This window comes from Merdimmobilis hominis (assembly GCF_016901855.1).
Lineage (GTDB): Bacteria > Bacillota > Clostridia > Oscillospirales > Ruminococcaceae > Paludihabitans.
In genome coordinates, this window is record NZ_JACJKY010000015.1 from 36,260 (window position 1) to 63,146 (window position 26,887).

At 48.8% G+C, this 26,887-nt stretch carries 23 protein-coding genes; 17 read left to right on the top strand and 6 right to left on the bottom strand.

Annotated elements, in window-relative coordinates; genetic code table 11:
• The first annotated feature begins 13 nt into the window (after positions 1-13).
• Complete coding sequence (gene hydG / locus H6A12_RS09405; RefSeq protein WP_204447232.1) at positions 14-1,432, top strand: [FeFe] hydrogenase H-cluster radical SAM maturase HydG; 1,419 nt, start codon at positions 14-16, stop codon at positions 1,430-1,432.
• Between the two features lie 21 nt (positions 1,433-1,453).
• On the opposite strand, the gene H6A12_RS09410 is transcribed toward hydG, so the two are convergent.
• The 3 genes from H6A12_RS09410 to H6A12_RS09420 are packed head-to-tail and all read right to left on the bottom strand — an operon-like array spanning position 1,454 to position 3,746.
• Positions 1,454-1,666 (bottom strand): hypothetical protein, encoded by a 213-nt coding sequence (locus H6A12_RS09410; RefSeq protein ID WP_204447234.1) that lies wholly within the window; start codon positions 1,664-1,666, stop codon positions 1,454-1,456.
• Complete coding sequence (locus H6A12_RS09415; protein WP_204447237.1) at positions 1,663-2,466, bottom strand: TIGR03915 family putative DNA repair protein; 804 nt, start codon at positions 2,464-2,466, stop codon at positions 1,663-1,665. Before H6A12_RS09415 ends, H6A12_RS09410 begins: the two co-directional genes overlap by 4 nt.
• Positions 2,445-3,746, bottom strand: coding sequence for a putative DNA modification/repair radical SAM protein (locus H6A12_RS09420; RefSeq protein WP_204447239.1), 1,302 nt, complete (start codon positions 3,744-3,746; stop codon positions 2,445-2,447). Before H6A12_RS09420 ends, H6A12_RS09415 begins: the two co-directional genes overlap by 22 nt.
• 209 nt (positions 3,747-3,955) lie before the next feature.
• Here H6A12_RS09420 and H6A12_RS09425 point away from each other — a divergent pair, with 209 nt between their 5' ends.
• A complete protein-coding gene (locus H6A12_RS09425; protein ID WP_204447241.1) occupies positions 3,956-4,945 on the top strand; it encodes a helix-turn-helix transcriptional regulator in 990 nt (329 codons plus the stop codon).
• A 49-nt stretch (positions 4,946-4,994) separates the two neighbouring features.
• On the opposite strand, the gene H6A12_RS09430 is transcribed toward H6A12_RS09425, so the two are convergent.
• Positions 4,995-5,750: a DUF1266 domain-containing protein gene (locus H6A12_RS09430; RefSeq protein WP_204447243.1), complete on the bottom strand. Its 756-nt coding sequence runs from the start codon at positions 5,748-5,750 to the stop codon at positions 4,995-4,997.
• A gap of 219 nt (positions 5,751-5,969) precedes the next feature.
• Between H6A12_RS09430 and mraZ the strand changes: the two genes are divergently transcribed.
• From mraZ to H6A12_RS09500, 14 genes are all read left to right on the top strand, one after another.
• Complete coding sequence (mraZ, locus tag H6A12_RS09435) at positions 5,970-6,428, top strand: division/cell wall cluster transcriptional repressor MraZ (protein WP_345941241.1); 459 nt, start codon at positions 5,970-5,972, stop codon at positions 6,426-6,428.
• A 15-nt stretch (positions 6,429-6,443) separates the two neighbouring features.
• Positions 6,444-7,391 carry a 16S rRNA (cytosine(1402)-N(4))-methyltransferase RsmH gene (rsmH, locus tag H6A12_RS09440; protein ID WP_204447248.1) on the top strand — a complete coding sequence of 316 codons (948 nt, stop codon included), beginning with the start codon at positions 6,444-6,446 and terminating at the stop codon, positions 7,389-7,391.
• Positions 7,384-7,842: a hypothetical protein gene (locus H6A12_RS09445; RefSeq protein WP_204447252.1), complete on the top strand. Its 459-nt coding sequence runs from the start codon at positions 7,384-7,386 to the stop codon at positions 7,840-7,842. Before rsmH ends, H6A12_RS09445 begins: the two co-directional genes overlap by 8 nt.
• 99 nt (positions 7,843-7,941) lie before the next feature.
• Positions 7,942-10,179, top strand: a complete 2,238-nt coding sequence (locus H6A12_RS09450) for a penicillin-binding transpeptidase domain-containing protein (protein WP_204447261.1) — start codon at positions 7,942-7,944, stop codon at positions 10,177-10,179.
• A 62-nt stretch (positions 10,180-10,241) separates the two neighbouring features.
• Positions 10,242-11,687 (top strand): UDP-N-acetylmuramoyl-L-alanyl-D-glutamate--2,6-diaminopimelate ligase, encoded by a 1,446-nt coding sequence (locus H6A12_RS09455; RefSeq protein WP_204447270.1) that lies wholly within the window; start codon positions 10,242-10,244, stop codon positions 11,685-11,687.
• A gap of 21 nt (positions 11,688-11,708) precedes the next feature.
• Positions 11,709-13,073, top strand: coding sequence for a UDP-N-acetylmuramoyl-tripeptide--D-alanyl-D-alanine ligase (locus H6A12_RS09460; RefSeq protein ID WP_204447273.1), 1,365 nt, complete (start codon positions 11,709-11,711; stop codon positions 13,071-13,073).
• Positions 13,070-14,062, top strand: a complete 993-nt coding sequence (gene mraY, locus H6A12_RS09465) for a phospho-N-acetylmuramoyl-pentapeptide-transferase (protein WP_204447276.1) — start codon at positions 13,070-13,072, stop codon at positions 14,060-14,062. The genes H6A12_RS09460 and mraY overlap by 4 nt, the downstream gene beginning before the upstream one ends.
• Positions 14,063-14,114: 52 nt before the next feature.
• Positions 14,115-15,293, top strand: a complete 1,179-nt coding sequence (ftsW, locus tag H6A12_RS09470; protein WP_204447281.1) for a putative lipid II flippase FtsW — start codon at positions 14,115-14,117, stop codon at positions 15,291-15,293.
• 21 nt (positions 15,294-15,314) lie between these two features.
• Positions 15,315-16,448 (top strand): undecaprenyldiphospho-muramoylpentapeptide beta-N-acetylglucosaminyltransferase, encoded by a 1,134-nt coding sequence (gene murG / locus H6A12_RS09475; RefSeq protein WP_204447282.1) that lies wholly within the window; start codon positions 15,315-15,317, stop codon positions 16,446-16,448.
• 63 nt (positions 16,449-16,511) lie between these two features.
• Positions 16,512-17,798 (top strand): UDP-N-acetylglucosamine 1-carboxyvinyltransferase, encoded by a 1,287-nt coding sequence (murA, locus tag H6A12_RS09480; protein ID WP_204447283.1) that lies wholly within the window; start codon positions 16,512-16,514, stop codon positions 17,796-17,798.
• The gene (locus H6A12_RS09485) at positions 17,795-19,099 is read left to right on the top strand and encodes a cell division protein FtsQ/DivIB (RefSeq protein WP_204447285.1); all 1,305 of its coding nucleotides are present in this window, start codon (positions 17,795-17,797) and stop codon (positions 19,097-19,099) included. Before murA ends, H6A12_RS09485 begins: the two co-directional genes overlap by 4 nt.
• 138 nt (positions 19,100-19,237) lie before the next feature.
• A complete protein-coding gene (gene ftsZ / locus H6A12_RS09490; protein WP_204447287.1) occupies positions 19,238-20,308 on the top strand; it encodes a cell division protein FtsZ in 1,071 nt (356 codons plus the stop codon).
• Positions 20,309-20,398: 90 nt separating this feature from the next.
• Positions 20,399-21,328, top strand: a complete 930-nt coding sequence (locus tag H6A12_RS09495) for a magnesium transporter CorA family protein (RefSeq protein WP_204447289.1) — start codon at positions 20,399-20,401, stop codon at positions 21,326-21,328.
• 21 nt (positions 21,329-21,349) lie between these two features.
• Complete coding sequence (locus tag H6A12_RS09500) at positions 21,350-21,865, top strand: SLOG family protein (protein ID WP_204447291.1); 516 nt, start codon at positions 21,350-21,352, stop codon at positions 21,863-21,865.
• A 62-nt stretch (positions 21,866-21,927) separates the two neighbouring features.
• Here H6A12_RS09500 and H6A12_RS09505 read toward each other — a convergent pair whose 3' ends face one another.
• Complete coding sequence (locus H6A12_RS09505; protein WP_204447294.1) at positions 21,928-22,926, bottom strand: GGGtGRT protein; 999 nt, start codon at positions 22,924-22,926, stop codon at positions 21,928-21,930.
• 34 nt (positions 22,927-22,960) lie between these two features.
• Positions 22,961-23,662 (bottom strand): iron-sulfur cluster assembly scaffold protein, encoded by a 702-nt coding sequence (locus H6A12_RS09510; RefSeq protein ID WP_204447296.1) that lies wholly within the window; start codon positions 23,660-23,662, stop codon positions 22,961-22,963.
• A 322-nt stretch (positions 23,663-23,984) separates the two neighbouring features.
• Between H6A12_RS09510 and secA the strand changes: the two genes are divergently transcribed.
• Positions 23,985-26,741 (top strand): preprotein translocase subunit SecA, encoded by a 2,757-nt coding sequence (gene secA, locus H6A12_RS09515; RefSeq protein ID WP_204447298.1) that lies wholly within the window; start codon positions 23,985-23,987, stop codon positions 26,739-26,741.
• The last annotated feature ends 146 nt before the right edge of the window (positions 26,742-26,887 follow it).

Here is a 26,887-nt window from a genome sequence, read left to right on the forward strand (position 1 = left end):
AGGAAGAATCACAATGTACAACAAAGCTTCGCGTGTTGCGGAGGAGTTTATCGACCACAATGAGATCCTTGACACCATCGCCTACGCAAACGAACACAAAAACGATCTGACACTCGTGCACGAACTGCTCGACCGCGCAAAGGACTGCAAAGGTCTTTCCCACCGGGAGGCGGCAGTGCTGTTATTATGCGAGGACGAGGGTGTGCGTGAAAAGATGTTTGCGCTCGCATCGGAGATCAAGCAGAAATTTTACGGTAACCGCATCGTCATGTTTGCGCCGCTGTATCTGTCGAACTACTGCGTAAACGGCTGTGTCTACTGTCCGTATCATCACCAGAACAAGCATATCTGCCGCAAACAGCTCTCGCAGGAGGAGATTGTCCGCGAGGTGACTGCACTTCAGGATATGGGACACAAACGTCTGGCAATCGAAACAGGCGAGGACCCGGTCAACTGTCCGATTGAATATGTGTTAGAGAGCATCAAAACGATCTATTCGATCAAACATAAAAACGGTGCAATCCGCCGCGTGAATGTAAACATCGCCGCAACCACGGTCGAAAACTACAGAAAGCTCAAAGAGGCAGGCATCGGTACCTACATCCTGTTCCAGGAAACATACAATAAAGAGCAGTATGAGAAACTGCATCCGACAGGACCGAAACACAACTACGCATACCACACCGAGGCGATGGACCGCGCAATGGACGGCGGCATCGACGACGTGGGACTCGGTGTGCTGTTCGGACTCAACCTCTATCAGTATGATTTGGTCGGCTTGCTGATGCACGCAGAGCACCTGGAAGCTGTACATGGTGTCGGTCCGCATACAATCAGTGTGCCGCGTATCCGCAACGCAGACGATATCGACGCAGAGAGCTTTAAAGATGCGATTTCCGACGAGCTGTTCCAGAAGATCGTGGCAATTCTGCGTATTGCCGTGCCGTATACCGGCTTGATCGTGTCGACTCGTGAATCGAAACGGACGCGTGAAATGGTCATCCGCTACGGCGTGTCGCAGATCAGCGGCGGCTCGAAAACGAGTGTCGGCGGCTATGCAGAGCCTGAGGAGGAAGAGGAGAACTCCGCACAGTTCGATGTCAGCGACAACCGTACGCTTGACGAGGTTGTTAACTGGCTGTTGCGCATGGGGTATATTCCGAGCTTCTGCACCGCATGTTATCGTGAGGGACGTACGGGCGACCGGTTCATGTCGCTTGTGAAATCGGGACAGATCGCAAACTGCTGTCATCCGAACGCGCTGATGACGCTTAAGGAATTTGCGGAGGACTATGCAAGTCCGGATACCAAACGGTTGGCGCTCGAGATGATCGAGAAGGAAACGGCGAACATTCCGAATGAAAAGGTGCGTTCGATCGTACTCGACCATCTGCATGACTTAGACGAAGGACTGCGCGACTTCCGGTTTTAATGAAAGTAAAAAGACCACACTTCAAACAGAAGTGTGGTCTTTTTTGTCGTTCTGAGAGAAATTTTCGGACTCGACCGCGAGTGACTGTTCCAAATGATCGCACGCTTCTTTGAGTTCATGGAGGAGAATGCGTGCATCGTGCGCGCTGATTTTTTGATGAGACAATCGCAGATGAAGCGTTCTTGCGAGTGAAAAAATCTCTGATGCATATACTTGCGGATGGGATAAAGTCAACCAAGACATCTCCTTGCTTCGTTTAAATCAGGCAGAGATGCAGGCTCTGCGGGCTGAACAGAAAATTCCGTCATCTGTCCGCGGAATCGTTTGGGCAGATGCGTGTTTTGACAGCGTTCGTTTTTTCGCTCTAAAATGGCGATGGTTTGATGGTATTGCTTCCACAGCGAGCAAAACAACAGCTCCGTATCATCGGAAGCGGCGGGCGTGAACGATTCAAGCGGTACAATTGCGGCGCTGTTTGGCCGGTGGAGCAGTGCGGCATGATGCGTTTTATCGAAAATCAAAAAGGTTTCGTTTGGAAACCGGTCGCAAAAATGCGCGCGGATTTTCGGCAGGACAAAATGTTTCGGTTCAATCACAGAGGAGAGTGCGCCGCCGTGATCGGAAAACCGGATAAATCCCAAAAAATGATGCGCTTCATTTAATACAGCGCGTTCCATGTCATATACACGGGAAACGAGCGGGTGTCCCCGCATACGCAGCGCTGACGGACCGGTTTTTAATGCAAAAAGCAAAAACTGCAGCAAATGCATTTCTTTTTCTTCGCCGCCATATAAGAAAGCATTGGCGAGCAGCGTGTATCCGGCTTTTCCGAGCCGATGTTCGATCGTGCGCCGTGTGGCGCGTGATTTCTTTTGTTCTGTGAAGATTTCCTTTCGTTCAAATAGGGTGGGCGCTTCTGTGTCGCCGCAAAAACCGGATGGAATTTCCGAATATTGATAACAGGAATACACACAGCAGAGGAAACCGCCCAATGTTTTGTCGTACTGATACATCAAAGCTGACCGCTTAAACATTTTTGCATATCCTCCTTTGTAGGTGAATCAGATGCGAACAGGGAAAGCTGCGTAACGTCCGAGATTCCCTGTGGGAATGATTGTCCGGAAAGCGTGCGGACAACCGTTTCCGGAGAAAATTTTAGCTGCGGCATACGTTTGCCGCGGCAGGTGAGGAAAAACTGCGCGCGTTTTAACACAACGCCGATGCGTTTTAAATCAGGAAAATCGAGCGAGCCGCTTTTACGCGCAATCAGAATGCGTTTCGCACTTTTGACGCCGATGCCGGGCACACGCAGCAGCATTTCGTATGGCGCGCGGTTGACTTCTACCGGGAACTGATCGAGGTGATTGACTGCCCAGTTGCATTTCGGATCAAGAACAGGATTAAAATCTGGATGCGCGTCATCGAGGATTTCTTCGGCATCAAAGCCGTAAAACCGCAGCAGCCAGTCCGCCTGATACAGCCGATGCTCCCGCAGAAGCGGCGGTTTTGTGTCAAGAGAGGGCAAAAGTGCGTGTTCCTGCATCGGGATGTATGCGGAGAAAAAAACGCGTTTGAGCGTATATTTTCGGTACAGCGCCTGCGTGAGCCTTAAAATGTGCAGATCGGAGTCCTTGGTTGCACCGACGATCATCTGAGTGCTGTGACCGGCAGGGGCGAATTTCGGTGCATGCCGGTACTGCACGATATCGTGTGCATTTTCCTGAATGCGGCTGTGAATCAGTCCCATCGGCTTTAGAATGGACTGTTTCGTTTTATCGGGAGCGAGCTGTTTAAGACCCTCGCTGGTGGGCAGCTCAATATTGATGCTCATACGGTCCGCGAGCAGTCCGAGCTGTTCAATCAACCGTGCATCCGCACCCGGGATGGCCTTGACATGAATATATCCGCGAAAGCTGTATTCGTTTCGAAGCAGAGAAAGCGTTTTGATGAGCTGCTCGCAGGTATAGTCCGGATTTTTAAACACACCGGAGCTTAAAAACAGTCCTTCGATATAGTTTCTGCGGTAAAACTCGATGGTCAGCTGTGCGAGTTCTTGCGGCGTGAATGCTGCGCGGCGAACATCGTTTGAACGGCGGTTTAAACAGTATTTGCAGTCGTAGATGCAGGCGTTTGTAAACAGCACTTTGAGCAAAGAGATGCATCTGCCATCCGCAGAAAAGCTGTGACAAATGCCGCACGCAGCTGCGTTTCCGATACCGCCGGCAGCACCGGCGCGGTCAACACCGCTTGAAGTGCAGGCAACGTCATATTTTGCGGCGTCCGTTAAAATTGTGAGTTTTTCGAATACATCCATGAAAGATCACCATCCAAAGAAAGAACGTTCGTTCTAAACTATATTGTAGATGATTCATGCGCGTTTGTCAAGCAAAAAAGCAAGAAAATTTTTCTTTTTATTCCGACAAAGTTTTACAAAAATGCGGAATATCCATTTACCTTTTTTGATGATGTGGTATAATTTCTATAGGCTGTAAAACCATATAGATTTATGGGACAGGAGGAAATATGGCTCGATCCTACTTTCAAAAACTCAAGCTTTTGATTTTATATCGTATTTTGTTCATCCATTCGGATGAATCGCATCCGCTTACCATGGCGCAGATGATTTCTCTGCTGAATCAATATGGGATTTCGGCAGAGCGAAAAAGTGTATATGACGATATCGAAACGCTGCGGCTGTATGGGGCAGATATTATTTCGAATCGCGGAAAATATTATATGGCGTCGCGGCTGTTTGAGCTGCCCGAATTAAAACTTCTTGTGGACGTTGTGCAGTCATCCAAGGTGCTGAGCACCAGAAAATCAGAGCTGCTCATCAAAAAAATTCAATCGCTTTGCAGCGTTCATGAAGCCAAACAGCTTCAGCGGAATGTGCGGACGTACCACGCCAAAAAAGGACTCAACGAAGAAATTTACTATACGATTGATTCGATTCATACTGCACTTCAAAACGAGAAAAAGCTTTCCTTTCAATATTATGAATGGTTTTTGCCGGAAACAGGGCCGTGTATTCCGCAAAAACATCTTCGGCATAACGGAAAGGTGTATGAAGTTTCGCCAATCGAGCTGATTTGGGACAGAGATCATTATTATCTTGTGGGATGCGAAAAAGACGATCCTCAGCGCAAGCATTTTCGGATTGATAAGATGGTCAGCACCTCCGTGCTGGAAGAACCTGTGCTGCTTGAAGCAGGCGGGCGCGCATTTGATGCACCGGCGTATACAAAAGAAGTATTCGGCATGTTCAGCGGTACGCATGAGTATGTGACGATTCAAATGCCGAATCGACTGATCGGCGTTGCAGTGGATCGGTTCGGCGAATCGATTAAACCGGAACGTGTGGATGCGGATCATTTTAAAATTACGGTACATGTTCAGGTAAGTCCGCAGTTTTACGGATGGATTTTTGGACTGGATGGCGATGTCCGTGTATTGGCGCCTGCGCATGTGAGAGAGCAAATCGCACAGCGCGCGAAAAAATGGAATTTGTCATAAAGACGAAGAAAAACACCCTGCTGTTTTTAACAGCAGGGTGTTTTGTTTTTCATTTAAGCGGAAGCTGTACATACGGGCTTTTTGGATCGGAAAGAAGAACACGGCAGATGTTTTGATCGTAATCTGAAAGCAGTGCCATGAATTCGCCGGACAGCCAGATATGGCATCCGCGGCCGAGCAAATAGCCTGACAGGTATTCTTGATAAGAAGCGTAGCGGTTTTTGATGCAGTCCGCTGTTTTAAAGAGAAACGCATACATTTCTTCCTCTGAAAACAGATCGATGCCGAATCCGATGACAGCAAAGTTTGCAGCGCGGCAAAGATCGTATGCGCAGGCGGAAACGTTTGGTGAAAATCCAATCGATTCAAGCCGTTTGCAGTATGCACGCAGCAGAGGGGATTTTGAAAAACAGCGTTCATCACCGGAGAGTTTTCGCGTCAAATATGTTTCGATTGAAGATTCATCGCCTGCGGCAGCAAAGCTGAGCAGTGCATCGTAATGTTCTGCTGTTTTAAAAGAAAGTGCACTTTCAATCTGTTTCGTCAGCGTTTCTTTTGTCAAATCGCCAAACTGTGCGCAAAACATTGTGCGCAGCCGTGTTTTTTCCTTTTCGGAAAAGGAAGGAAGACAGTCAGCGGCGTTCTGGCTTTTGGCGCGCATTGGTGCGGCAAGCGAGAGCAGTACACGTTTTTGCGGATCGGATTCAGGCGATTTTGAAAACAGAATCCGGCTGATCTTTTGCGCTTCTTTCTTAGGAAGTGCATCGGATGGCGTCTTTGGTGCTTTGCGGAAAAAGAGTCCCATGAAAAAACAACCTCACTTTGGCAATCATACAAGTTTTCCTTGATATCAATTATATCGGACACAGCAAAATGTGTCAATGTATGCGCAGAAAGCGGATGAAAACGAGCGAAAAAAGAAAAATTTCCCTGCGAAAAAATATGAAAATTCCGCATGAAGCCTTGCTTTTTCTTGTGAATATCGCTATAATGGAAGACAAGTGGTGAACAGCGGTTTAAAAGGGTGAAAAATCCCATCAAAGCGAAGGGCGGTGGAGCGATGCTGATCGGAAGCTATAAATGCACGACGGATGCAAAAGGCAGACTCAATTTTCCGGCAAAGCTTCGCGCCGATCTTGGAACCCGCTTTGTGATTACCCGTTCGCTCACCGATCCGTGTTTGAATGTCTATTCGCTTGAAGAATGGGCACGTGTGGAGGAAAAACTGCATGCACTGCCGATTGTGAAGGCGGGCAATATCATCCGCATGCTGAGCGGCTGTGCAAGTGAAGCGGAGCCGGACGCACAGGGACGCGTTGTAATCCCTGCACAGCTGAGGACATATGCAAATCTTGAAAAAGATGTTGTGGTGATCGGTGCTTCGACGCACTGTGAAATTTGGAATAAAGACAAATGGGAGGCGCTTTGCTCGGCGCTTGATTCGGAAACGATTGCCGATGTCATGAATGAGCTTGGATTTTAAACGAGGATGAGAACAATGGAATTTTCACATTATTCTGTGATGCGTGATGAATGCATCGAAGGATTGGCAATTCGTCCGGACGGCATCTATGTGGATGGCACAGCCGGAGGTGCAGGTCATTCATCGGAGATTGCACGCCGGCTCACCACCGGCAGACTGATTGCCTTCGATCAGGACCCGGATGCGGTTCAAACAGCAACGGAGCGGCTGTCACCATATCCGCAGGCAGAAGTTGTACAGGACAATTTCCGCAATATGAAAGAAGCGCTGTATGCGCGCGGCATCTCTCAGGTGGACGGCGTGCTGCTTGATCTGGGTGTTTCTTCTCATCAGCTCGATGAAGCGTCCCGCGGCTTCAGTTATCTGCACGATGCACCGCTTGATATGCGGATGAGTCAGCAGGGAATGAGCGCATATGATGTGGTGAACACATGGAGCGCAGACGAAATTGCACGAATTTTAAGAGAATACGGGGAAGAACCGTTTGCGTATAAAATCGCACAGTCGATTGTAAAAAAACGGACAAGCGCACCAATAAGGACAACACTTGAACTGGCGGAACTGGTCAAAGCAGCCGTTCCCGCTGCAAGACGGCGTGAGAAAAATCCGTGCAAGCAGACATTTCAGGCGATTCGCATTGCAGTCAACGACGAAATGCAAAGTTTGTCACAAGGACTTGACGAGGCATTTTCACTGCTTGCGCCGGGCGGACGGCTTGTCATTCTCACGTTTCATTCGCTCGAGGACAGAATGGTCAAGCATCGGTATTTGTCGTGGTGCAAAGGATGCATCTGCCCGCCTGATTTCCCGGTGTGCGTTTGCCACAGAAAACCGCAGGCAAAGCTTGTAAACCGCAAGCCGATCACTGCTTCACCGGAAGAACTCAAAGAAAACAGAAGAAGTACGAGCGCAAAGCTTCGGATTATAGAAAAATGCGGAAAGGACGATCACGCTGATGAATAGAGGAAGCCTCGCTTATGATTATAAGCGGCTAGCACAAAAGGAAGAGGAGAAAAAACCGCAGATCCGCGAGGTGAAAACGCGTGCATCTGTCAAAAGTGCGGAAGCGTTCAGCATTCCGAAGGCAGTCGTCATGATGATGGCGGTTGTGTCAATGCTGTCGCTGCTGTTATACTCACAGGTCAAACAGACGGAGCTGTTGAGTGAGTATAATCAAGTGCTTACAGAATTGTCGGCGGTAAAAGGGGAAGTATCGTCGCTCACCAAAACGCTTGAGGATACCTTGTCCATTGCGAATATAGAGCAGGCAGCAACCGATGAACTCGGCATGCAGAAGGTTGAGAGCTATCAGATGCGGTATATCACGTTTGAAACGGAGAACGCATCCAACGTTGTGAAAGAACCGGGTGTGTGGGAGAAAGTTTGCAGCTTTTTCTCTGGCTTGTTTTCGTAAGAGGTCTAACCGGTTTTATTTGTGAATAAGATGAAGATGCAGGGGGGAAGTGCAGAAATTGCGCTGCCCCTTGTGCCATTTATTTAAGGAGGAGCACGAATGGCAAAGGGAGCCACTGTTCGCATGAAAAAGCGACTAAACCGCCATATTATGATCATTGCCGTCGTTTTGGTACTTGCACTTGTCGGCAATTTATTTCGCATCAGCGCGCTGCAAAACGATTTTTACACCGACTATGCGAACAACCAGCAGCTTCGGTCGGAAACGATTCCCGCTTCCCGCGGAACGATCTATGACCGGAATATGGAGATTTTGGCGCAGAGTTCAACCGTTTGGGATGTCAGCATTTCACCAAAAGATATTGCCAGCGGCATAAAAGATGCGCAGAAGCTTAAAGAGAAACAGGAGCTGATCGCTAAAACGCTGTCTTCGATTTTGGATACCGATGAAGCAGCACTGATGGAAAAAATCCAAAAAACAAACAGTCAGTATCAGCTTGTTGGAAACAAAGTGTCCAAAGAAACGGCTGATCAGATTCGTGCGTTTGCGGTGGAACAGGGATACACCAGTGAAATCCATCTTGCAGAAAACACAAAACGGTATTATCCGAATAATCAGCTGGCAGCTTCGCTGATTGGTTTTACCGGCAGTGATTCGCAGGGACTGTATGGTCTTGAGAGCAAGTATGACGATGTTTTAAAGGGAACACCCGGATACACCGTGACGCTTAAAAACGCACAAAGCGAAGATATGCCGCAGAACTTTGAACAGCGGTATGATCCGGTGGACGGACAAAGCCTGCGTCTGACGCTCGATGAGAATATTCAAAGCTTTGTGGAAGCGACGCTTTACGATGTGGTAAAACAGCACAATCCGAAAAACGGTGCCTGCGCAATTGTAATGGACTGCAACACCGGCGCAATTCTCGCAATGGCGAATTACCCCACATTTGACTTAAACGATCCGTTTACCATTCAGGACGAACAGTTGGCAGCGGCGGTGGAAGAAATCACCGATGAGGAAGCGAAAAAGGAAGCGAAATCCGCTGCACAGCAAAAACAGTGGAGCAACATGTGCATTTCGCATACATACCAGCCGGGTTCAACGTTTAAAACGGTTGTGGGCGCAGCTGCAATTGAAGAAAAAGTTGCATTTACAAACTCGGCCTATTCCTGCTCGGGCTATGTGGTCATCGGCGGCGAGCGGATGCGATGCAATAATCGTACCGGTCACGGTACCCTCGATTTCACCTCTGCGATGGTGCATTCGTGTAACCCGGCGTTTATCAATATCGGTCTTGCGCTTGGGCCGGAACGCTTTTTTGAATATTATAAAGCGTTTGGATTTACCGAAAAAACAGGAATCGACTTGCCGGGCGAGCAGGTCGGTACCTATTACGGTTCGGATATGTCGGACGTATCGCTTGCATCGTCTTCGTTCGGCCAGTCGCAGACTATAACGCCGCTTCAGCTGATTACGGCGGTCTGCGCTGTAACAAACGGCGGCTATCTGGTACAGCCGTATGTGGTGCAGGATTTTCTCGACTCGAACAACAATGTCATTTCTTCGCATGAACCGACGATTAAACGACAGGTGATCTCTGAAGAAACGTCTGCAACACTGCGCAGCGTGATGGAAGAGGTCGTCAACGCGAACGGCGGTACAAACGGATCGGTCAAAGGCTATCGAATTGCAGCAAAATCGGGTACATCGCAGCGCCTCAATCCGGGCGATGAAGCGAACACCTACATTGCTTCTTATGTGGCGGTTGCACCGGCTGACGACCCGCAGATTGCCGTGATGGTCATGGCAGACTATCCGCAAAACGGCGCAATTTACGGCGGAACCATCGCTGCACCGGCAGTGGCAGCAATCATGGCAAATACACTGCCGTATCTCGGCTATTCGCCGGAGTACAGTGAAGAGGAACTGGCATCGATGGAAACCACGGTTCCGCTTTTGTACGGCAAAGATATTGCAGCAGCAAAAAATAAACTGATCGCTTCCGGTATTACCGGCGGTGTTGTGGTGAAAGGCGACGGCGATACGGTTGTCAGACAGGTGCCGTCGAGCGGTGAAAAAATTCCGAAGGACGGAAAAGTCATTTTGTATACAGACGATTCCGAACAGCAGATGGTTGCTGTGCCGGATGTACGGCAGCTGACTGCGACAGCGGCAAAACAGCAGCTCAAGCAGCTAAACTTGAATGTAACGGTGACGGGCGGTGTGTCCATGACGTCCGCCGGAAAGGTACAGCAGCAAAGTGTTTCGCCGGGCACGAGCGTGCCGGTTGGAACGGTTGTGGAGCTTACGGTGATCGGCGAAACGCTTGACTGATAAAAAGAAAAAGGACGTATAACGGAGAATACGCTGATTGATGATAAGGGAGGCGTCCGATAATGCGTCTATCTACACTGTTTTCTTTGGCAAATCTTCCGATTCCCGATTTCGACCGCGAAATTGATTCGATCACCGCACAGGCACAGTCTGCCGGCGAACATTCGCTGTTTTTCTGCCTGCGTGGCGCAAAGACAGACGGACATCTGTTTGCGCGTGAAGCATCGCTGCGCGGTGCGGTGGTGGTATGTGAAACACCCTGCGGCGTACCGGATGAAATTATCGTAAATGATACCCACGAAGCGTATGCACTGCTCTGTGCAGCGCTTTATGAAAATCCGCAGCAGTCCATTCGGCTGTTTGCAGTCACAGGAACGAACGGAAAAACATCGGTTGCAACGACAGTCTATGAGATTTTGCGCAAAAGCGGTATATCGGCGGGATTGTTTGCGACAACGGGTGCGCGGTGGGGAACAAAAGAGGCGGCGCTGTCACTTACAACACCGCAGCCGTTCGATTTTTATCGGATTTTAAGCGAAATGAAAGAAGATGGCGTGACGCATGTTGTGATGGAAGCGTCTTCTCATGCGCTCGACCAAAAAAGACTGTTTGGATTGCAATTTTCTGTGGCAGTTTTTACAAATTTGACCCAAGACCATTTCGATTATCACGAAAATATGGTACAATACTTCTGTGCGAAGAAAAAGCTGTTTTCGATGGCGGAGCAGGCGGTGATCTGCGTTGATGATCCGTATGGGAAAGAGCTTTCCGAATCGCTGACCATCCCGGTCAAAACCGTTTCGCGCACCGGATCACCTGCGGATTACCGCATTGTTTCGTGTCAAAATGACAGCCGCGGCGTGACGTTTCACGTGATAGACAATGCGCAGACCGAACACGAACTGCACTTTGGCATCATCGGTGATTTTTCTGCCGAAAATGCACTGTGTGCCGTGCTCGTCTGTACCGCGGCAGGGATTTCGTTTGAACAGGCGGCAGCGCTTCTTCAGACGATTGATACGATCCCCGGAAGATGCGAGCAGATCAAAAACCGGCTTGGCATCACGGTGCTGTGCGATTATGCGCACACGCCCGACGGCATTCGCAATGTCATTGCCGCCGCACGGACGGTGACGCAAAAACAGCTGATTTTGGTGTTCGGATGCGGGGGAGATCGTGACAAAACGAAGCGGCCGCTGATGGGAGAAGCCGCGTGTGATGCGGACTTTGTGGTGATTACGTCCGATAATCCGCGTCATGAGCCGCCGGGACATATCATGCGTGAAATCATTCAGGGCATGCGTCCGGATGTGTGTTATCTTGCACTGCGCGACCGTGCGGCGGCGATTCGATATGCGCTTTGTCGGGCGACCCCCGGTGATACCGTAGTGATCGCGGGAAAAGGACATGAAAAAGCACAGGATATTGCAGGAAAACGATTTTGCTTTGATGAACGAAAGCTGATTCGTCATTTGCTGCGTGTGATGGAAGAAAATCAGCATTGCTGAAAAGATAAAGGAGAAGCAATCATGGAAACAATGACACTATCGCAAATCGCAGGTGCAGTGGGATCACACTGCGATTCAGATGCAAAGATCAACGAAATTTGTATCGATACCAGGGCGATCAAACCCGGGTGTTTGTTTGTTGCGATTCGTGGTGAAAATTTTGACGGACACGATTTCATTGAGCAGGCGTATGAAAGCGGTGCGGTCGGCGTAATCACCAGTCGGGAGATTTCCGGTCACACGGGCGTGATTTTGGTGCCGGATACACGCAAAGCACTGCTCGATCTTGCACGGTATTATCGTGGTTTGTTCAGCGTGTTCACCGTGGGTGTGACGGGCAGTGTCGGAAAAACATCGACCAAAGAAATGATTTATGCCATTTTGAGTGAAGATGGGGAAACGCTCAAAACAGAAGGCAATTTAAATAATGAAATCGGTATGCCGCTCACCGTATTCCGCCTTTCCCATACGCATAAAAACGGCGTGTTTGAGATGGGAATGAGCAATTTCGGTGAGATCAGCGCGCTGACGCATGTGTGCTGTCCGAATGTGGGTGTTATCACAAACATCGGCGTTTCCCATATGGAAACACTCGGCAGTCAGGAAAATATTTTAAAAGCGAAAATGGAAATCACCGATTCCATGGCACCGGATGCACCGCTTATTTTAAATATGGATGATCCGCTTTTGAAAACCGTAAACCAAATGACACAGCAGCCGATCATGTATTACGGTATTGAAGATCAGCAGGCAGAGGTGACTGCTTCCAATATCCGCATCATTAACGGAACGACACAGTTTACCATTCGATACTACGGCCAAAGCATTGAAGCGATGGTTCCGGCAGTCGGCAGACACAATGTGTATAACGCGCTTGCAGGTTTCTGTGTCGGATTGGTTGCGAATATGAAGCCTGAAGATATTGTCCGCGGCATCCGCCGGTATCAGAATGCGGCAATGCGCCAAAACATTTCCGTTGAAAACGGTGTAACCGTGATTACCGATTGTTACAACGCGAGTCCGGCATCTATGCATGCGGCAATGGATGTGCTGCTGCACACAGAGTGTGAAGGCAAACGCTGGTGTGTGTTCGGCGATATGCTTGAGCTCGGTGCTTGCTCCGAGGAAGCGCATCTTGAAATCGGAAAAGAAGTCGGACGTTCGCGTATTGATGGATTTGTGTGCATCGGTGAGCATGCGCGCAATATGAAACGCGGTGCGGCTATGGTTGGAATGAAGCAGGCATATTATTTTGAAGACAATCAAAAGGCGGCAGCGTTTTTAGCAAAAACGCTTGTACCGGGCGATGTTGTCATTTATAAAGCAAGCCGCGGCATGCATTTGGAAGAAGTCATCAGCCGTGTGAGTGAGGAGTGGAAAAAATGAGTTTTTCAATCATTTTAACAGCAGTTGTAGCGTTCGGCATTACGGTGCTGTGCGGCATTCTTTTGATTCCGGTACTGCGGCGGCTGAAATTCGGTCAAAGCATTTTGGAAGAAGGCCCTTCGTGGCATAAAAGTAAACAGGGAACGCCGACAATGGGCGGCATCATGTTTATTGCGGGTATTGCAGTTGCAGTGATTGCGGGATATTTTCTTCTGCTCGCAGACAATTACGCATTCAAAGGAACACTCGAACTGATGCAGCTGTTTGGCGGTCTGGTAATGGCGCTGCTGTTCGGTTTGGTTGGATTTCTTGATGACTATATTAAAGTTGTAAAGAAACGGAATCTCGGCTTGACCGCGTGGCAGAAAATTGTCGGTCAGGTACTTGTGACAGCGCTGTATCTTGCAGCACTGTATGCGGCAGGAGACCGCTCCACTATCATCAACGTTCCGTTCTTGGGTCAATGGGACTTAGGACTGTTCTATTATCCGGTTTTGGGTATTTTGATTATCGGTATTGTCAATTCGGTTAACCTGACCGACGGCATTGACGGCTTGTGCAGCAGCGTCACATTTGTGGCAGCAATTTTCTTCATGATTGTGTCAGCATTTACCGGCCAGGCGGGAATGAGTATTCTCTCCACTGCATTGGCAGCCGGCTGTGTTGGATTTTTGGTGTTCAACGCACATCCTGCAAAGGTGTTCATGGGGGATACCGGCTCGCTGTTTTTGGGCGGTATGGTCGTGGCACTGGGCTTCGGCATGAATATGGAATTCATCTTGTTCTTTGCCGGATTCGTGTATTGCTGTGAGTCACTGTCGGTTATTTTGCAGGTCATCAGCTTTAAAACAACAGGCAAGCGCATTTTTAAAATGAGCCCGATTCATCATCACTTTGAAATGAGCGGATTCAGCGAAAATAAAATTGTGCTTCTTTTCTCCGCAGTGACGTTTGTCATGTGCGTGATCGGATTTTTTGCATTCGTATAAAGTGCCTCATTTCAAGGCAGGATAGAAACAAAAGCAGACAGGGGGAATGCGCATGACGGCAGCGAATACAAAAGACGCAGCACCAAAATCAAAGACAAAGCGCGGCGTTCATGGCGCCAAAAAGAAAATTCCGCGAATGGATACGGCGTTTTTGATTATCGTTCTCGTTTTGCTCGCGTATGGCATTATCATGGTGTTCTCGGCAAGCTATCCGGCGGCACTTGAAAAGACGGGAAACAGCCTGCACTTTATCAGTCAGCATATCTTGTTTGTACTGGCCGGTATTGCGGCAATGATTTTTATTTCATATATTGACTACCATGTTTATCAGCGGTTTGCGTTTATCATTTTCGGCGTTGCATTTTTGCTCTTGATTCTGGTGCTGATTCCAGGAATCGGCAAGGAGCTAAACAATGCACGGCGCTGGATTTATATCGGCCCAATCAACTTTCAGCCGTCTGAGATCATGAAATTCGGCGTGATTGTGCTGTTTGCCCATTTGATTTCTCATTATCAAAAGAAGATGGGTACATTCAAATATGGTGTTGCACCATATATGATTTGTCTGATTACGATTGCCGGACTGATGATGCTTGAACCGCATCTTTCCGGAACGATCCTCATTTTCGGCATCGGATGCATCATGATGTATATCGGCGGTACAAAGCTTCGGTATTTTCTGGTGATCGGCGGTGTTGCCGGACTGGGTGTGGCAGGCGTTGTCATGTTAAAAGGCGTCAACTATATCGCCGATCGTCTGCAATTCTGGCTCAATCCTTTTGCCGACGTTAACGATAAAACGTGGCAGACGGTGCAGTCGCTTGTGGCAATCGGTTCAGGCGGACTGTTCGGCCGCGGCATCGGTGCTTCCCGTCAAAAATATCTGTGGCTTCCCGAGGCTTACAACGACTTTATCTTCGCTGTCATCTGCGAAGAGCTTGGCTTGATCGGTGCACTGCTGGTCATCACATTGTTTGTGCTGTTGGCTGTGCGCGGATTTTCCATCGCCTCCAAAGCAACCGATAAATTCGGCTTTATGCTGGGTGTGGGAATTATCGTGCAGATTTGTCTGCAGGCATTTTTCAATATCGCAGTTGTTACAAATTTTGTTCCGAATACAGGCATCAGTCTTCCGTTTTTCAGCTATGGCGGTACGGCGATCATGATGCAGCTTGGTGAAATGGGAATTTTGCTGAGTATTTCGCGATTTGCGAAAATCGAAAAGCCATAGCACATAAAAAGGAGAATGAGTATGCGCGTGTTAATTACAGGCGGCGGAACCGGCGGACATATCAATCCGGCGATTGCGATTGCCCAATGTTTTTTGTCAATCGATCCAAACACCGAGCTTTTGTATGCCGGTACACCGACCGGCATGGAAGCGCGTCTTGTGAAAGAAGCAAAAATTCCGTTTGCACCGATTAAAGTGAAGGGCTTTTGGCGGAGTTTTTCACCTTCTGCGATTGCGCACAATGCGCAGGCAGCCGTTGAGGCGGTTACATCCAAAAAACGTGCAAAAGAGATTATTCGCGATTTTAAGCCGGATATCGTCATCGGCACCGGCGGATATGTGAGCGGACCGGTTGTATTAGCGGCTGCAAAAGCCGGTATTGCATGCGGTATCCATGAGCAAAACGCCTTTCCGGGTGTGACAAACCGCCTGCTTGCAAAGCAGGTCGACCGCGTATTTTTAGCAGTGGGAGAAGCGAAAACGCATCTCGATCCGCACGCTAACTATATGGTGGTGGGCAATCCGGTTCGCGAAAGTGTGCTCAAAAAATCAAAAGCCGAGGCACGCCGTGAGCTTGGACTTGACGACCGGATGTGCATTCTGTCGTTCGGCGGAAGTCTTGGCGCCGATACGATCAATAAAATTGCCGTTGATCTGATGGAATGGAACTATCGTGCAGGCCTTGTCAGCCATATTCACGGGTATGGCCGATTGGGAAAAGAAAAATTCCCTGCATGGATCAAGGAGCGCGGCATCAATTTGAAAGACAACAAGAGTATCCGCGTGTCTGAGTATATCGATAATATGGATACTTGCATGGCGGCGGCCGATCTTGTGATTTGCCGTGCCGGCGCTATTACGATCAGTGAGATTGAAGCGACAGCAAAGGCATCGATTCTGGTGCCTTCGCCAAACGTCACAGCAAATCATCAGTTCCACAATGCAAATGTGCTTGCAAAACAGAATGCAGCCATTTTGCTTGAGGAAAAAGACTATTCGAAAGAAAAAGTGCTGTCCATCGTGGAAGAGCTGTATACCGATCGTGTGCGGCTTAATGAAATCGCACAGAATGCAGGCGCACTTGCCATTACAGATACCGCAGAGCGCATCTGCCGTGAAATGATTTCGGTATATAAGGCGAAAAAACGCGCTTGACACCCATTTTTCCCCGATTGCATACAATGACATTGTAGAGCAACAGGGGAAAGGGTGAACAGAATGGAGCGGATCGTGATTGATGGGCCGCGCCGGCTATTCGGTGAAATCGATGTGCACGGCGCAAAGAACAGTGCATTGCCGATTTTGGCCGGCAGTTTGCTCTCCGGCGGCGAAACGGTGCTGCACAACTGTCCGCGTTTGACAGACGTCGATGCGGCGATTGAAATTTTAAGAGTACTTGGATGTACGGTTCATCGAGAGTCAAACAGCGTCACCATCAACAGCGACACCATGACGCAAAGTGAAATTCCCGAAGAATTGATGCACGAAATGCGGTCATCCATCGTGTTTTTAGGTGCAATGGTGTCGCGCCGTGCACATGTGCGGCTTTCGTTTCCCGGCGGCTGTGAATTGGGGCCGCGTCCGATCGATTTACATATTTCAGCGCTTCAGCAGCTTGGTGTTTTGGTCGACGAAACACATGGAATATTGGATTGTCGGGTGGAAAACGGACTGCATGGTGCAAAAATTATGCTGGCATTCCCAAGCGTCGGCGCAACGGAAAATATCATGCTGGCAGCAGTTACTGCAAAGGGAATCACAGAGATTCACAACGCGGCACAAGAGCCGGAAATCGTGGATCTTGCGAATTATTTGATTTCCCGCGGTGCAAAGATTCGGGACGCAGGGAAAAGCACGGTGTATATCGAAGGTGTCGCGTCACTGCACGCAACGGAGTATACCGTAATGCCCGATCGGATTGTAACCGCAACATATCTTTCGGCAGCGGCTGCAACCGGCGGAAAAATTACGGTGCATCGCGTGGTTCCGTCTGATTTGGAAAGCGTGCTGCCTGTATTTGAGCAGGCGGGCTGTAAAATGCGCGTGTATCATGACGCGATTACGATAGAAGGTCCGGGCATGCTCCATGCAGTGCGAAATATTCGTACACTGCCGTATCCCGGTTTTCCGACGGATGCGCAAGCGCCTGTCATGGCGTTTTTAACGGTTGCAAGCGGAACAAGCGTATTCGTGGAAACCATCTTTGAAAACCGGTATAAGCACGCAGGCGAGCTTTGCAGAATGGGTGCCGATATCAAAATCGAAGGAAAAGTTGCCGTGGTGCGCGGCGTCAAAAAGCTGTACGGTGCAAATGTGCGTGCAACCGATCTGCGCGGGGGTGCGGCGCTTGTCGTCGCAGGGCTGGCGGCAGAAGGGAAAACAAGAATTTCCGATGTGCTGCACATTGACCGCGGGTATGAATCGATTGAGCATGCGTTTCGGACGCTGGGCGCGCAAATTGATCGGGAAACAATCACATTGGATAAGGAGGTGCCGCGGGCATGAGAATCGAGAGAAGAACCGAAAATCCGGCGAAAAAAGAAAATCAGCCGAGTCAAAACAGAGAAAATGATCGGATTGAGCTGCTTCCGTTCATGCGCCAAAGCGGCGCATCTGCACGTCGGACAACCTCGTTTGATATTCCAATACCGGCAACGCCTGCTGCTCAGCAGAAAACACCGGAAAATAAACGAACACCTACTAAAAAAGGATCGCCAAAAAAGACGAAGAAGCCGGCAAAGAAACAGCAAAAAACTGCCTCATCAAAACGCCAGACGGCTGCACAGAAGCGCGAACAAGCTGATTTGCAGAAAAAAACTGTTCAAAAGCGCGAGCAGACGAAGCAGAACAAAAAAACAGTGCGGAAAACAAAACCGTCTGCACCGGAAAATCAAGCGCAGACACGCGTTAAACGTACAAACAATCCGCCGCCTGGCAAGCGGAGAAAGCGTCATCGCAAAAAGAGAAGCTTTCTGCTTTATTACATCTTTTTCGGTATTTTGCTTGTGAGCATTCTGTTTGTGCTTTCCACGACTGTATTTTTTAAGCTGGAAACCGTTCAGATTACAGGCTGCGAAGATTCGGAAAAACAGGCGATTTTGAACGCGAGCGGCATCTCGATGGGGGATAATCTGTGGCGGATCAATACGCAGGCTGCCGAACAGAAGATTCTTTCAGCGTTTTTGAATTATGATGCCGTCGATATTTCAAGGAAACTGCCTTCAGGCATTACGATCAAAATGACACCGTCGCAAATTGATATGGTTTGCGTATATCAAAACCAGTATTATTCGATGTCATCGGGCGGACGTATTTCTGCCGTATCCGATACGGCACCAAGTGCTTCACAGGTACCGCTGGTTTATGGATGTGATTTATCGGATGTGCGTGCAGGCGATATTGTGGAAGCGACAAATGAAAATAAAATTTCCGTACTGTTCGATGTGATTGCTGCAATGAAAGAATCGGAGCTGACGGGTGTGACGCACATTGATGTTTCGGATATTACCACAATTCGATTGTACTGGAACAATCAGGCGGAGCTGAAATTCGGCAGCACACAGGGACTTGCATATGAGATAAGCTGTGTGAAGAAACTGCTTGAGGAACAGCTTGAGCCGGAGGAAATTGTCATAATTGATGATACATTGATGAATGGTACCTATTATATGCGTCCGGTCGGTGCACTTTCGTATCCGGGGGAATCTTCTCAAACAGAGGAGCCCGAACAGAGCACGGTGGAAAGCAGTATACCTGATTCAGAAAATTCCTCTGAAAGCGAGGAATCAAGCGGTGAAACGACATAAATAGATCATGCGAAATTGCGAAAAGATATTGACGTACCGTGCAATTCCGTTTAAAATAAAAGGTAAGTAACAATATGAATGATATGCGTGCTGTCGGCTTCATATTCGGCGGATTCATATTATGGGAGGAAACAAGACATGCAGTTTACTGTGGATAATACAGAGAATGATACAATTGTAAATATTAAAGTCATTGGCGTTGGCGGCGGCGGCGGAAACGCTGTGGATCGGATGATTATGTCCGGTATGCAGAGCGTTGACTTTGTGGCAGTCAACACTGATCAGCAGGTGCTGCGCAATTCCAAAGCAGCATATAAAATTCAGATCGGTTCGAAGCTCACCAAAGGCCGCGGCGCCGGCGGACGTCCGGAGCAGGGTACAATGGCTGCTGAGGAGAGCCGTGAGGAGATTGCATCCATTCTGAAAGGCTCGCAGATGGTTTTCATCACTGCCGGCATGGGCGGCGGCACCGGCACAGGTGCAGCACCGGTCATTGCAGAGATCGCACGTGAAATGGACATCCTTACCGTCGGTGTCGTCACGAAACCGTTTGCATTTGAGGGAAAACGCCGCAGTGAATGTGCAGAGCAGGGCATTGAAGAGCTCCGCCGTCATGTGGACTCGCTGGTCGTCATTCCGAACGAGCGCTTAAAACTCATTTCGGAGCAGAAACTGACACTGATCAATGCATTTAAAGCAGCCGACGAAGTGCTGATGCAGGGTGTGCAGAGTATTGCAGAACTGATCCAGACTTCCGGTGCAATCAACCTGGACTTCGCAGATTTGTGCGAGGTTATGCGTGATGCAGGTTTGGCACACATGGGTGTCGGCCGTGCATCGGGCAAAGATAAAGCAGAACAGGCAGCACTTGCTGCAATTTCGAGCCCGCTGTTGGAAACATCGATCGACGGTGCACGCGGTTTGGTCATCAACATCACCGCATCGCCGGATATTGATTTGGACGATGCATCGTTTGCAACCTCGATGATCTCGGATGCAGCCGATCCGGATGCACGCATTTTCTGGGGTGTTGCGTTCAACGATACCTTTGAGGATGAAATGCAGATCACTGTCATTGCAACCGGATTTGACAAACCGGAGCCGGATGCAAGCACAATGGCGGCGAATATTTTGGAGAGCACAAATGTGCCCACAGAGTCGAACGATATGGACGAATTCGGTGAGCTGTTCAAAATTTTTAAACGTTAATTCGTGATAGAAAACTGCGCGTGAAACCGGCAGTCTTCCCAACAGAATGTGAAGGCTGCCGGTTTTGTGTGTGATGAAAGGGGTGTCATCATGCTTTGCTTTTACAAAACGATTGAAAATAGTTTAAAGCGCGTGGATACGGTTTCAGCGGGATGTTGGGTGAACGTCGTCAGTCCGACTGCTGAAGAAATCCGATTTTTGACAGAAGAACTTCATTTAGACCCGAGTTTTGTCAGCGCCGCGCTCGACGAAGAGGAATCATCGCGTGTTGAAGTGGAAGATGAGCAGACACTGATTATCATTGATACACCGATTGCTGTGACAGAAGGCGAAAACACGCTTGTCTATACGACAATGCCGGTTGGTATCATCGTGACGCCTGATTATGTTGTCACAGTTTGTCTAAACGAAACATCTGCCGTTACAGATATTGCAAACGGTTTTATCCGGAATTTGCAGACAGCAATGAAAACACGGTTTTTGCTGACGCTGCTTCTGCGTGTGGCACAGAGCTTTTTGATTCGACTCAAACACATCAATAAAATGACAGCGCAGATGGAAACGGAACTGCATCACTCCATGCAGAATAAACAACTCGTCCAGATGATGGGTCTGCAAAAATCGCTCATTTACTTTTCGGCTTCGCTCAAGGCGAACGAAATTACGCTCGAAAAGATCTTCCGCGGCCGTGTCATCAAGCTGTATGAGGAAGACCAGGATCTTTTGGAAGATGTGCTGATTGAGTTTAAGCAGGCGGTCGATATGTCGAGTACATATTCGCGTATCTTGAAAGAAACGATGGATGCGTTTTCTTCGATCATTTCCAATAACCTGAATCAGGTGATGAAAACGCTGACGATCGTGACGATCCTTTTGGAAATTCCGAATATGATTTTCAGCTTTTATGGCATGAATACCGGCGATTTAAGCTGGTTTATGCCGTACACATGGTTTTCGCTTATTCTATCCATTACCATTGTCGGTGTGGTTGGATTTATCTTTTGGAAAAAGAAATTCTGAGACGACAAAAGGGTGCGGATTATGGACGTTTGTGGGTTTACCGGCTATCGTTTTTCAAAACTTCCCTATAAACGCGAGGAAACACATCCGGATTGCATTGCGTTAAAACATGCACTGCGGGAAGAAATCGACCGGATGCTTTTGCAGGGCACACGTCATTTTATCTGTGGCGGTGCTCAGGGTGTGGATACGTTTGCAGCAGAGATTATTTTGTCGTTTTTAGCTGCGTATCCGGACATTTATCTGGAAATCGCCGTACCTTATGTAGAGCAGGCACAGAATTGGCGGCAGGAGGATCAGCTGCGGTATCATCGTATTTTAGAGGCGGCACAGCGAATTACCTATGTTCAAATCGCCAAAACAAGCCGTGCGATGTACCATCGGAATCAGTATATCGTCGATCATGCTGATCGGATGATTGCGGTGTACGATGGAAAGCCGGGCGGCACGAAAAACACGATACTTTACGCGAAAAAGATGAATAAATCGCTGACGGTTTTTTCGCCGACAGGTGTCCGTCAAACACAATATGAATAATAAAAAAGACGCCGCAATATTGCGGCGTCTTTTTTATTATTCATTGATTTCAAAAAACCAACTTATTTCAGTGCTTCTTCGACAGCAACTGCGCAAGCAACGGTTGCACCAACCATCGGGTTGTTGCCCATGCCCATGAGGCCCATCATCTCAACGTGAGCCGGAACAGAGGACGAACCTGCGAACTGTGCGTCACCGTGCATACGACCCATGGAGTCGGTCAAGCCGTAAGAAGCCGGGCCTGCTGCCACGTTGTCCGGGTGGAGTGTACGGCCTGTGCCGCCGCCCGATGCAACAGAGAAGTATTTTTTGCCGTTTTCCATTGCCCATTTTTTGTAGGTGCCTGCAACCAGGTGCTGGAAGCGGGTCGGGTTGGTGGAGTTACCGGTGATGGAAACGTCCACGTTTTCTTTTTTCATGATTGCAACGCCTTCGAGAACGTCGTTTGCGCCGTAGCATTTAACAGCAGCTTTTTCGCCGTTAGAGAAAGCAACTTCGCGGACAACGCTCAGCTCGCCGGTGCTGAAATCAAAGCTTGTCTCAACATAGGTGAAGCCATTGATTCTCGAAATGATGTAAGCTGCGTCTTTGCCCAAGCCGTTCAGGATGACACGGAGCGGGGTTTTACGTGCTTTGTTTGCAGTTCTTGCGATACCGATTGCGCCCTCAGCAGCAGCGAACGACTCGTGGCCTGCGAGGAAACAGAAGCAGTCGGTCTCTTCGCGCAGCAGCATTGCGCCTAAGTTACCGTGGCCCTGGCCAACGTTGCGCTGTTCAGCAACGGAGCCCGGAACACAGAATGCCTGCAGGCCGATGCCGATTGCCTCAGCAGCGTCAGCAGCTTTGTTTGCGCCTTTTTTCAGAGCAACAGCGGTGCCCAGTGTGTATGCCCAAACTGCATTTTCAAATGCGATCGGCTGAACACCTTTGACGATTTCTTCTACATTGATGCCTTTTTCCAGGCAGAAGTCTCTTGCTTCTTCGAGAGTAGCAAAGCCATACTCAGCGAGGCATTTCTCGATTTTCGGCATTCTTCTCTCTTTACCTTCAAATTGTGCCATGTGATAAAACCTCCTTGACTTACGTCTCTTTGTCTTATTCTTCGCGCGGATCGATGAACTTCACTGCGCCATCAGCTTCGCTGAAGCGGCCGTAAGTACCGATGTTTTTCTCAAAAGCAGTTTTCGGGTCAACGCCGTGACGGATGTCTTCGAGCATTTTGCCGAGTCTTACAAACTGATAACCGATTGCTTCGCCGTTTGCGTCGATAGCAACTTTCAGGATATAGCCCTCAGCCATTTCCATGTAGCGAACGCCTTTTTTCTGAGTCGAGAAGATGGTGCCAACCTGCGAACGCAGACCTTTGCCCAAGTCCTCAAGACCAGCGCCGATCGGCAGACCGTCTTCAGAGAAAGCAGTCTGGGTTCTGCCGTAAACGAGCTGGAGGAAGATCTCTCTCATTGCAACGTTGATTGCGTCGCAGACGAGGTCGGTGTTGAGTGCTTCGAGGATGGTTTTGCCCGGGAGAATCTCGCCAGCCATAGCAGCCGAGTGGGTCATGCCGGAACATCCGAGTGTCTCAACGAGAGCCTCTTCGATGATGCCGTTTTTAACGTTCAAGGTCAGTTTGCAGGTGCCCTGCTGCGGTGCACACCAACCCACACCGTGGGACAGACCGGAAATATCGGTGATTTCGTAAGCTTTTACCCAGCGGCCTTCCTCCGGGATCGGGGCAGGACCGTGTTTGGGACCTTTTGTGAGAGTACACATTCTCTCAACTTCATGAGAATAGTTCATATTGCTGCTCCTTTCATTTGAACCATGTGGTCAAAATTGCATTTTTCACATCCGAAAAAGCTGGATGCGCGCCGTATTTTGTTTGAATAAAAAATTCGGCGCAAATACACAGTTATATTATAATCAATTTTGACCATAAAAGCAAGAGACAGGTGCAAAGGAATCATTGTTTTTTGGCAGAAGATCGTTTTTTTTCTGTTTTGGAAAGAAAAAAACGCGTTTATTTTCGTTAAAACTGAATATTAACAAAAAATACCTTGCATCTTTTCTTGTGAAAAGATATAATGAATAAGAATTGCGTAAACCGCTATGAGGTGAAGATATGTCATTTTTAGAGAAAATCTTCGGTTCCTACAGCAAAAAAGAACTTGCTCGCATCGAACCGATTAAGCAAAAAGTTTTGGATTTGGAAGAAACGTATGCGGCGATGAGCACAAAAGAACTTCAGTCGCAGACCGCAGTGCTCAAAGAGCGTTTGGCAGACGGCGAAACACTCGACGATATTCTGCCGGACGCGTTTGCTGTGTGCCGTGAGGCTGCATGGCGTACAATCGGCAAAAAACCGTATCCGGTGCAAGTGATCGGCGGTATCGTGCTGCATCAGGGCCGTATCGCGGAGATGAAAACCGGTGAAGGCAAAACGATCGTGGCAACCATGCCGGCGTACTTGAATGCACTTGCAGGAAAAGGTGTCCACATCGTCACTGTTAACGAATATCTGGCACAATACCAGTCTGAATGGATGGGTAAAATCTATAAATTCCTTGGTTTGAGCGTTGGACTGATTGTTCACGACATGACCACAGAGGAAAAACGTGCTGCATATGCGGCAGACATCACCTATGGTACAAACAACGAGATCGGCTTCGACTATCTGCGTGACAACATGGTGACTTATAAAGAACGAATGGTACAGCGCGGATTCAACTATGCAATCGTCGACGAGGTGGACTCCATCTTGATCGATGAGGCGCGTACACCGCTCATTATTTCGGGTCCGGGCGAAAAATCGACCGAGCTTTATACCTTTGCAGACCGTTTTGCAAGAGGTCTGCGTGTGCATAAAGTGGTCGAGGAGGATACCAAGCAGTTAAACGACGATGTCGATGCAGATTATATCGTGGATGAAAAAGCACGCACTGTATCGCTCACACCGGAAGGTGTCAAAAAGGCAGAGGCATTTTTCCATGTGGAAAACCTTGCTGATCCGGAGAACCTGGCACTCCAGCATCACATTAATCAGGCAATTCGTGCATACGGCATCATGAAACGCGACGTCGACTACGTCGTAAAAGACGGTGAGATCATCATCGTTGACGAGTTCACCGGCCGTTTGATGATCGGCCGCCGCTACAGCGAGGGACTGCATCAGGCAATCGAGGCAAAAGAGGGCGTACAGGTCGCAAGAGAGTCGCGTACTCTTGCAACGATTACATTCCAGAACTACTTCCGTCTGTATGACAAGCTCTCCGGCATGACCGGTACGGCAATGACGGAGGAGCCGGAGTTTAACGAGATTTATAACCTCGATATCATCGCTGTTCCGACGAATAAACCGATGATCCGCAAGGATTATGATGACGTTGTATACCAGACAGAAAAAGCAAAATTCAATGCTGTAATCGATCAGGTTATTGAATGCCATGAAAAAGGACAGCCGGTTCTGGTCGGTACGGTTTCGATCGACAAATCAGAACTGTTATCCGCAATGCTCAAGCGCCGCGGCATCAAACATAATGTATTGAACGCAAAACAGCACGCACGTGAGGCAGAGATCGTCGCACAGGCAGGCAAAAAAGGTGCTGTTACGATTGCAACGAACATGGCAGGCCGTGGTACGGATATTCTGCTCGGCGGCAACGCAGAGTTTTTGGCAGTCGCACAGATGCGCAAAAAAGGATATACCGAGGAGCAGATTTCGCAGGCAACAAGCTACAGCGAGACAGACGATGAAGAAATTTTGCGTCTGCGGGAAGAGTATCATGCACTTGAGGATGAATTTGCAAAACAGATCGAACCGGAAGCAGAGGAAGTCCGCGAAGCAGGCGGCTTGTTCATCATCGGTACCGAGCGTCATGAATCCCGTCGAATTGACAATCAGCTGCGTGGTCGTGCAGGCCGTCAGGGTGACCCGGGTGCCAGCCGGTTCTTTATCTCGCTTGAGGACGATCTGATGCGTCTGTTCGGCGGCGAACGGATTCAGGCTTTGATGGATCGTTTGAATGTGGAAGAAGATCAGCCGATCGAAACCGGATTGCTCACTCGTTCGATCGAGTCGGCACAGCGCAAGGTCGAGGACCGCAACTTCTCGATTCGTAAACGCGTGCTTCAGTACGACGACGTCATGAATACACAGCGCGGCATTATCTATGGTCAGCGCCAGAAAGTGCTCAATAATGATAACTTGAAAGAAGTCATCGAGGGCATGATCAAGGAAGCGGTACACAGTGACGTTGATATGTATTTGGCAGACGGCGATGTGCACGACGACTGGAATCTTGCCGGACTGCGCGATCACTATCTAGGATATCTGACCGGGCCGGACGATTTGCAGTACAGCGTGCAGGAACGTGCAGATATGGAGAAAGAAGACATTGCTTCGATACTCGTAGAGCGCGCAATGAAACTGTATGAAGCACGTGAAAAAGAATTCGGTGAGCAGATGATGCGTGAGCTCGAGCGTGTGGTTCTGCTTCGTACGGTCGACAGCAAGTGGATTGAGCATATCGATGCAATGGACGAATTAAAACGCGGTATGGGACTTCGTTCGTACGGTCAGAAAGACCCGGTCATCGAATACCGCAACGAAGGTTTTGATATGTTTGACAACATGATCGCCTCCATTCGTGAAGATACCGTTCGTATTTTGCTGACAATCCGGGTTCGCCAGCAGGAGCCGGTAAAACGTGAGCAGGTTGCAAATCCGACAACTGCATCTCACGGCGAGCAGGATAAAGGCGTAAAACGCCAGCCGGTTCGGAAAACGAAAGTCGGCGACAATGATCCGTGTCCGTGCGGCAGCGGCAAAAAGTACAAAAAGTGCTGTAAATTAAAAGACAGCGCGTCGGCAAATTCATAATTGTATTTTAGGAAGATGAAAAAAGAATCCCCTGCACGCAAAAGCGTAATGTCGTTAGCGAAGTTTTACGCAAACCGAGTGGGATAACGGAAAAGACAGTATAGTCTGCGTGACTATGCTGTCTTATTCTTTTTATTGCTGATTTA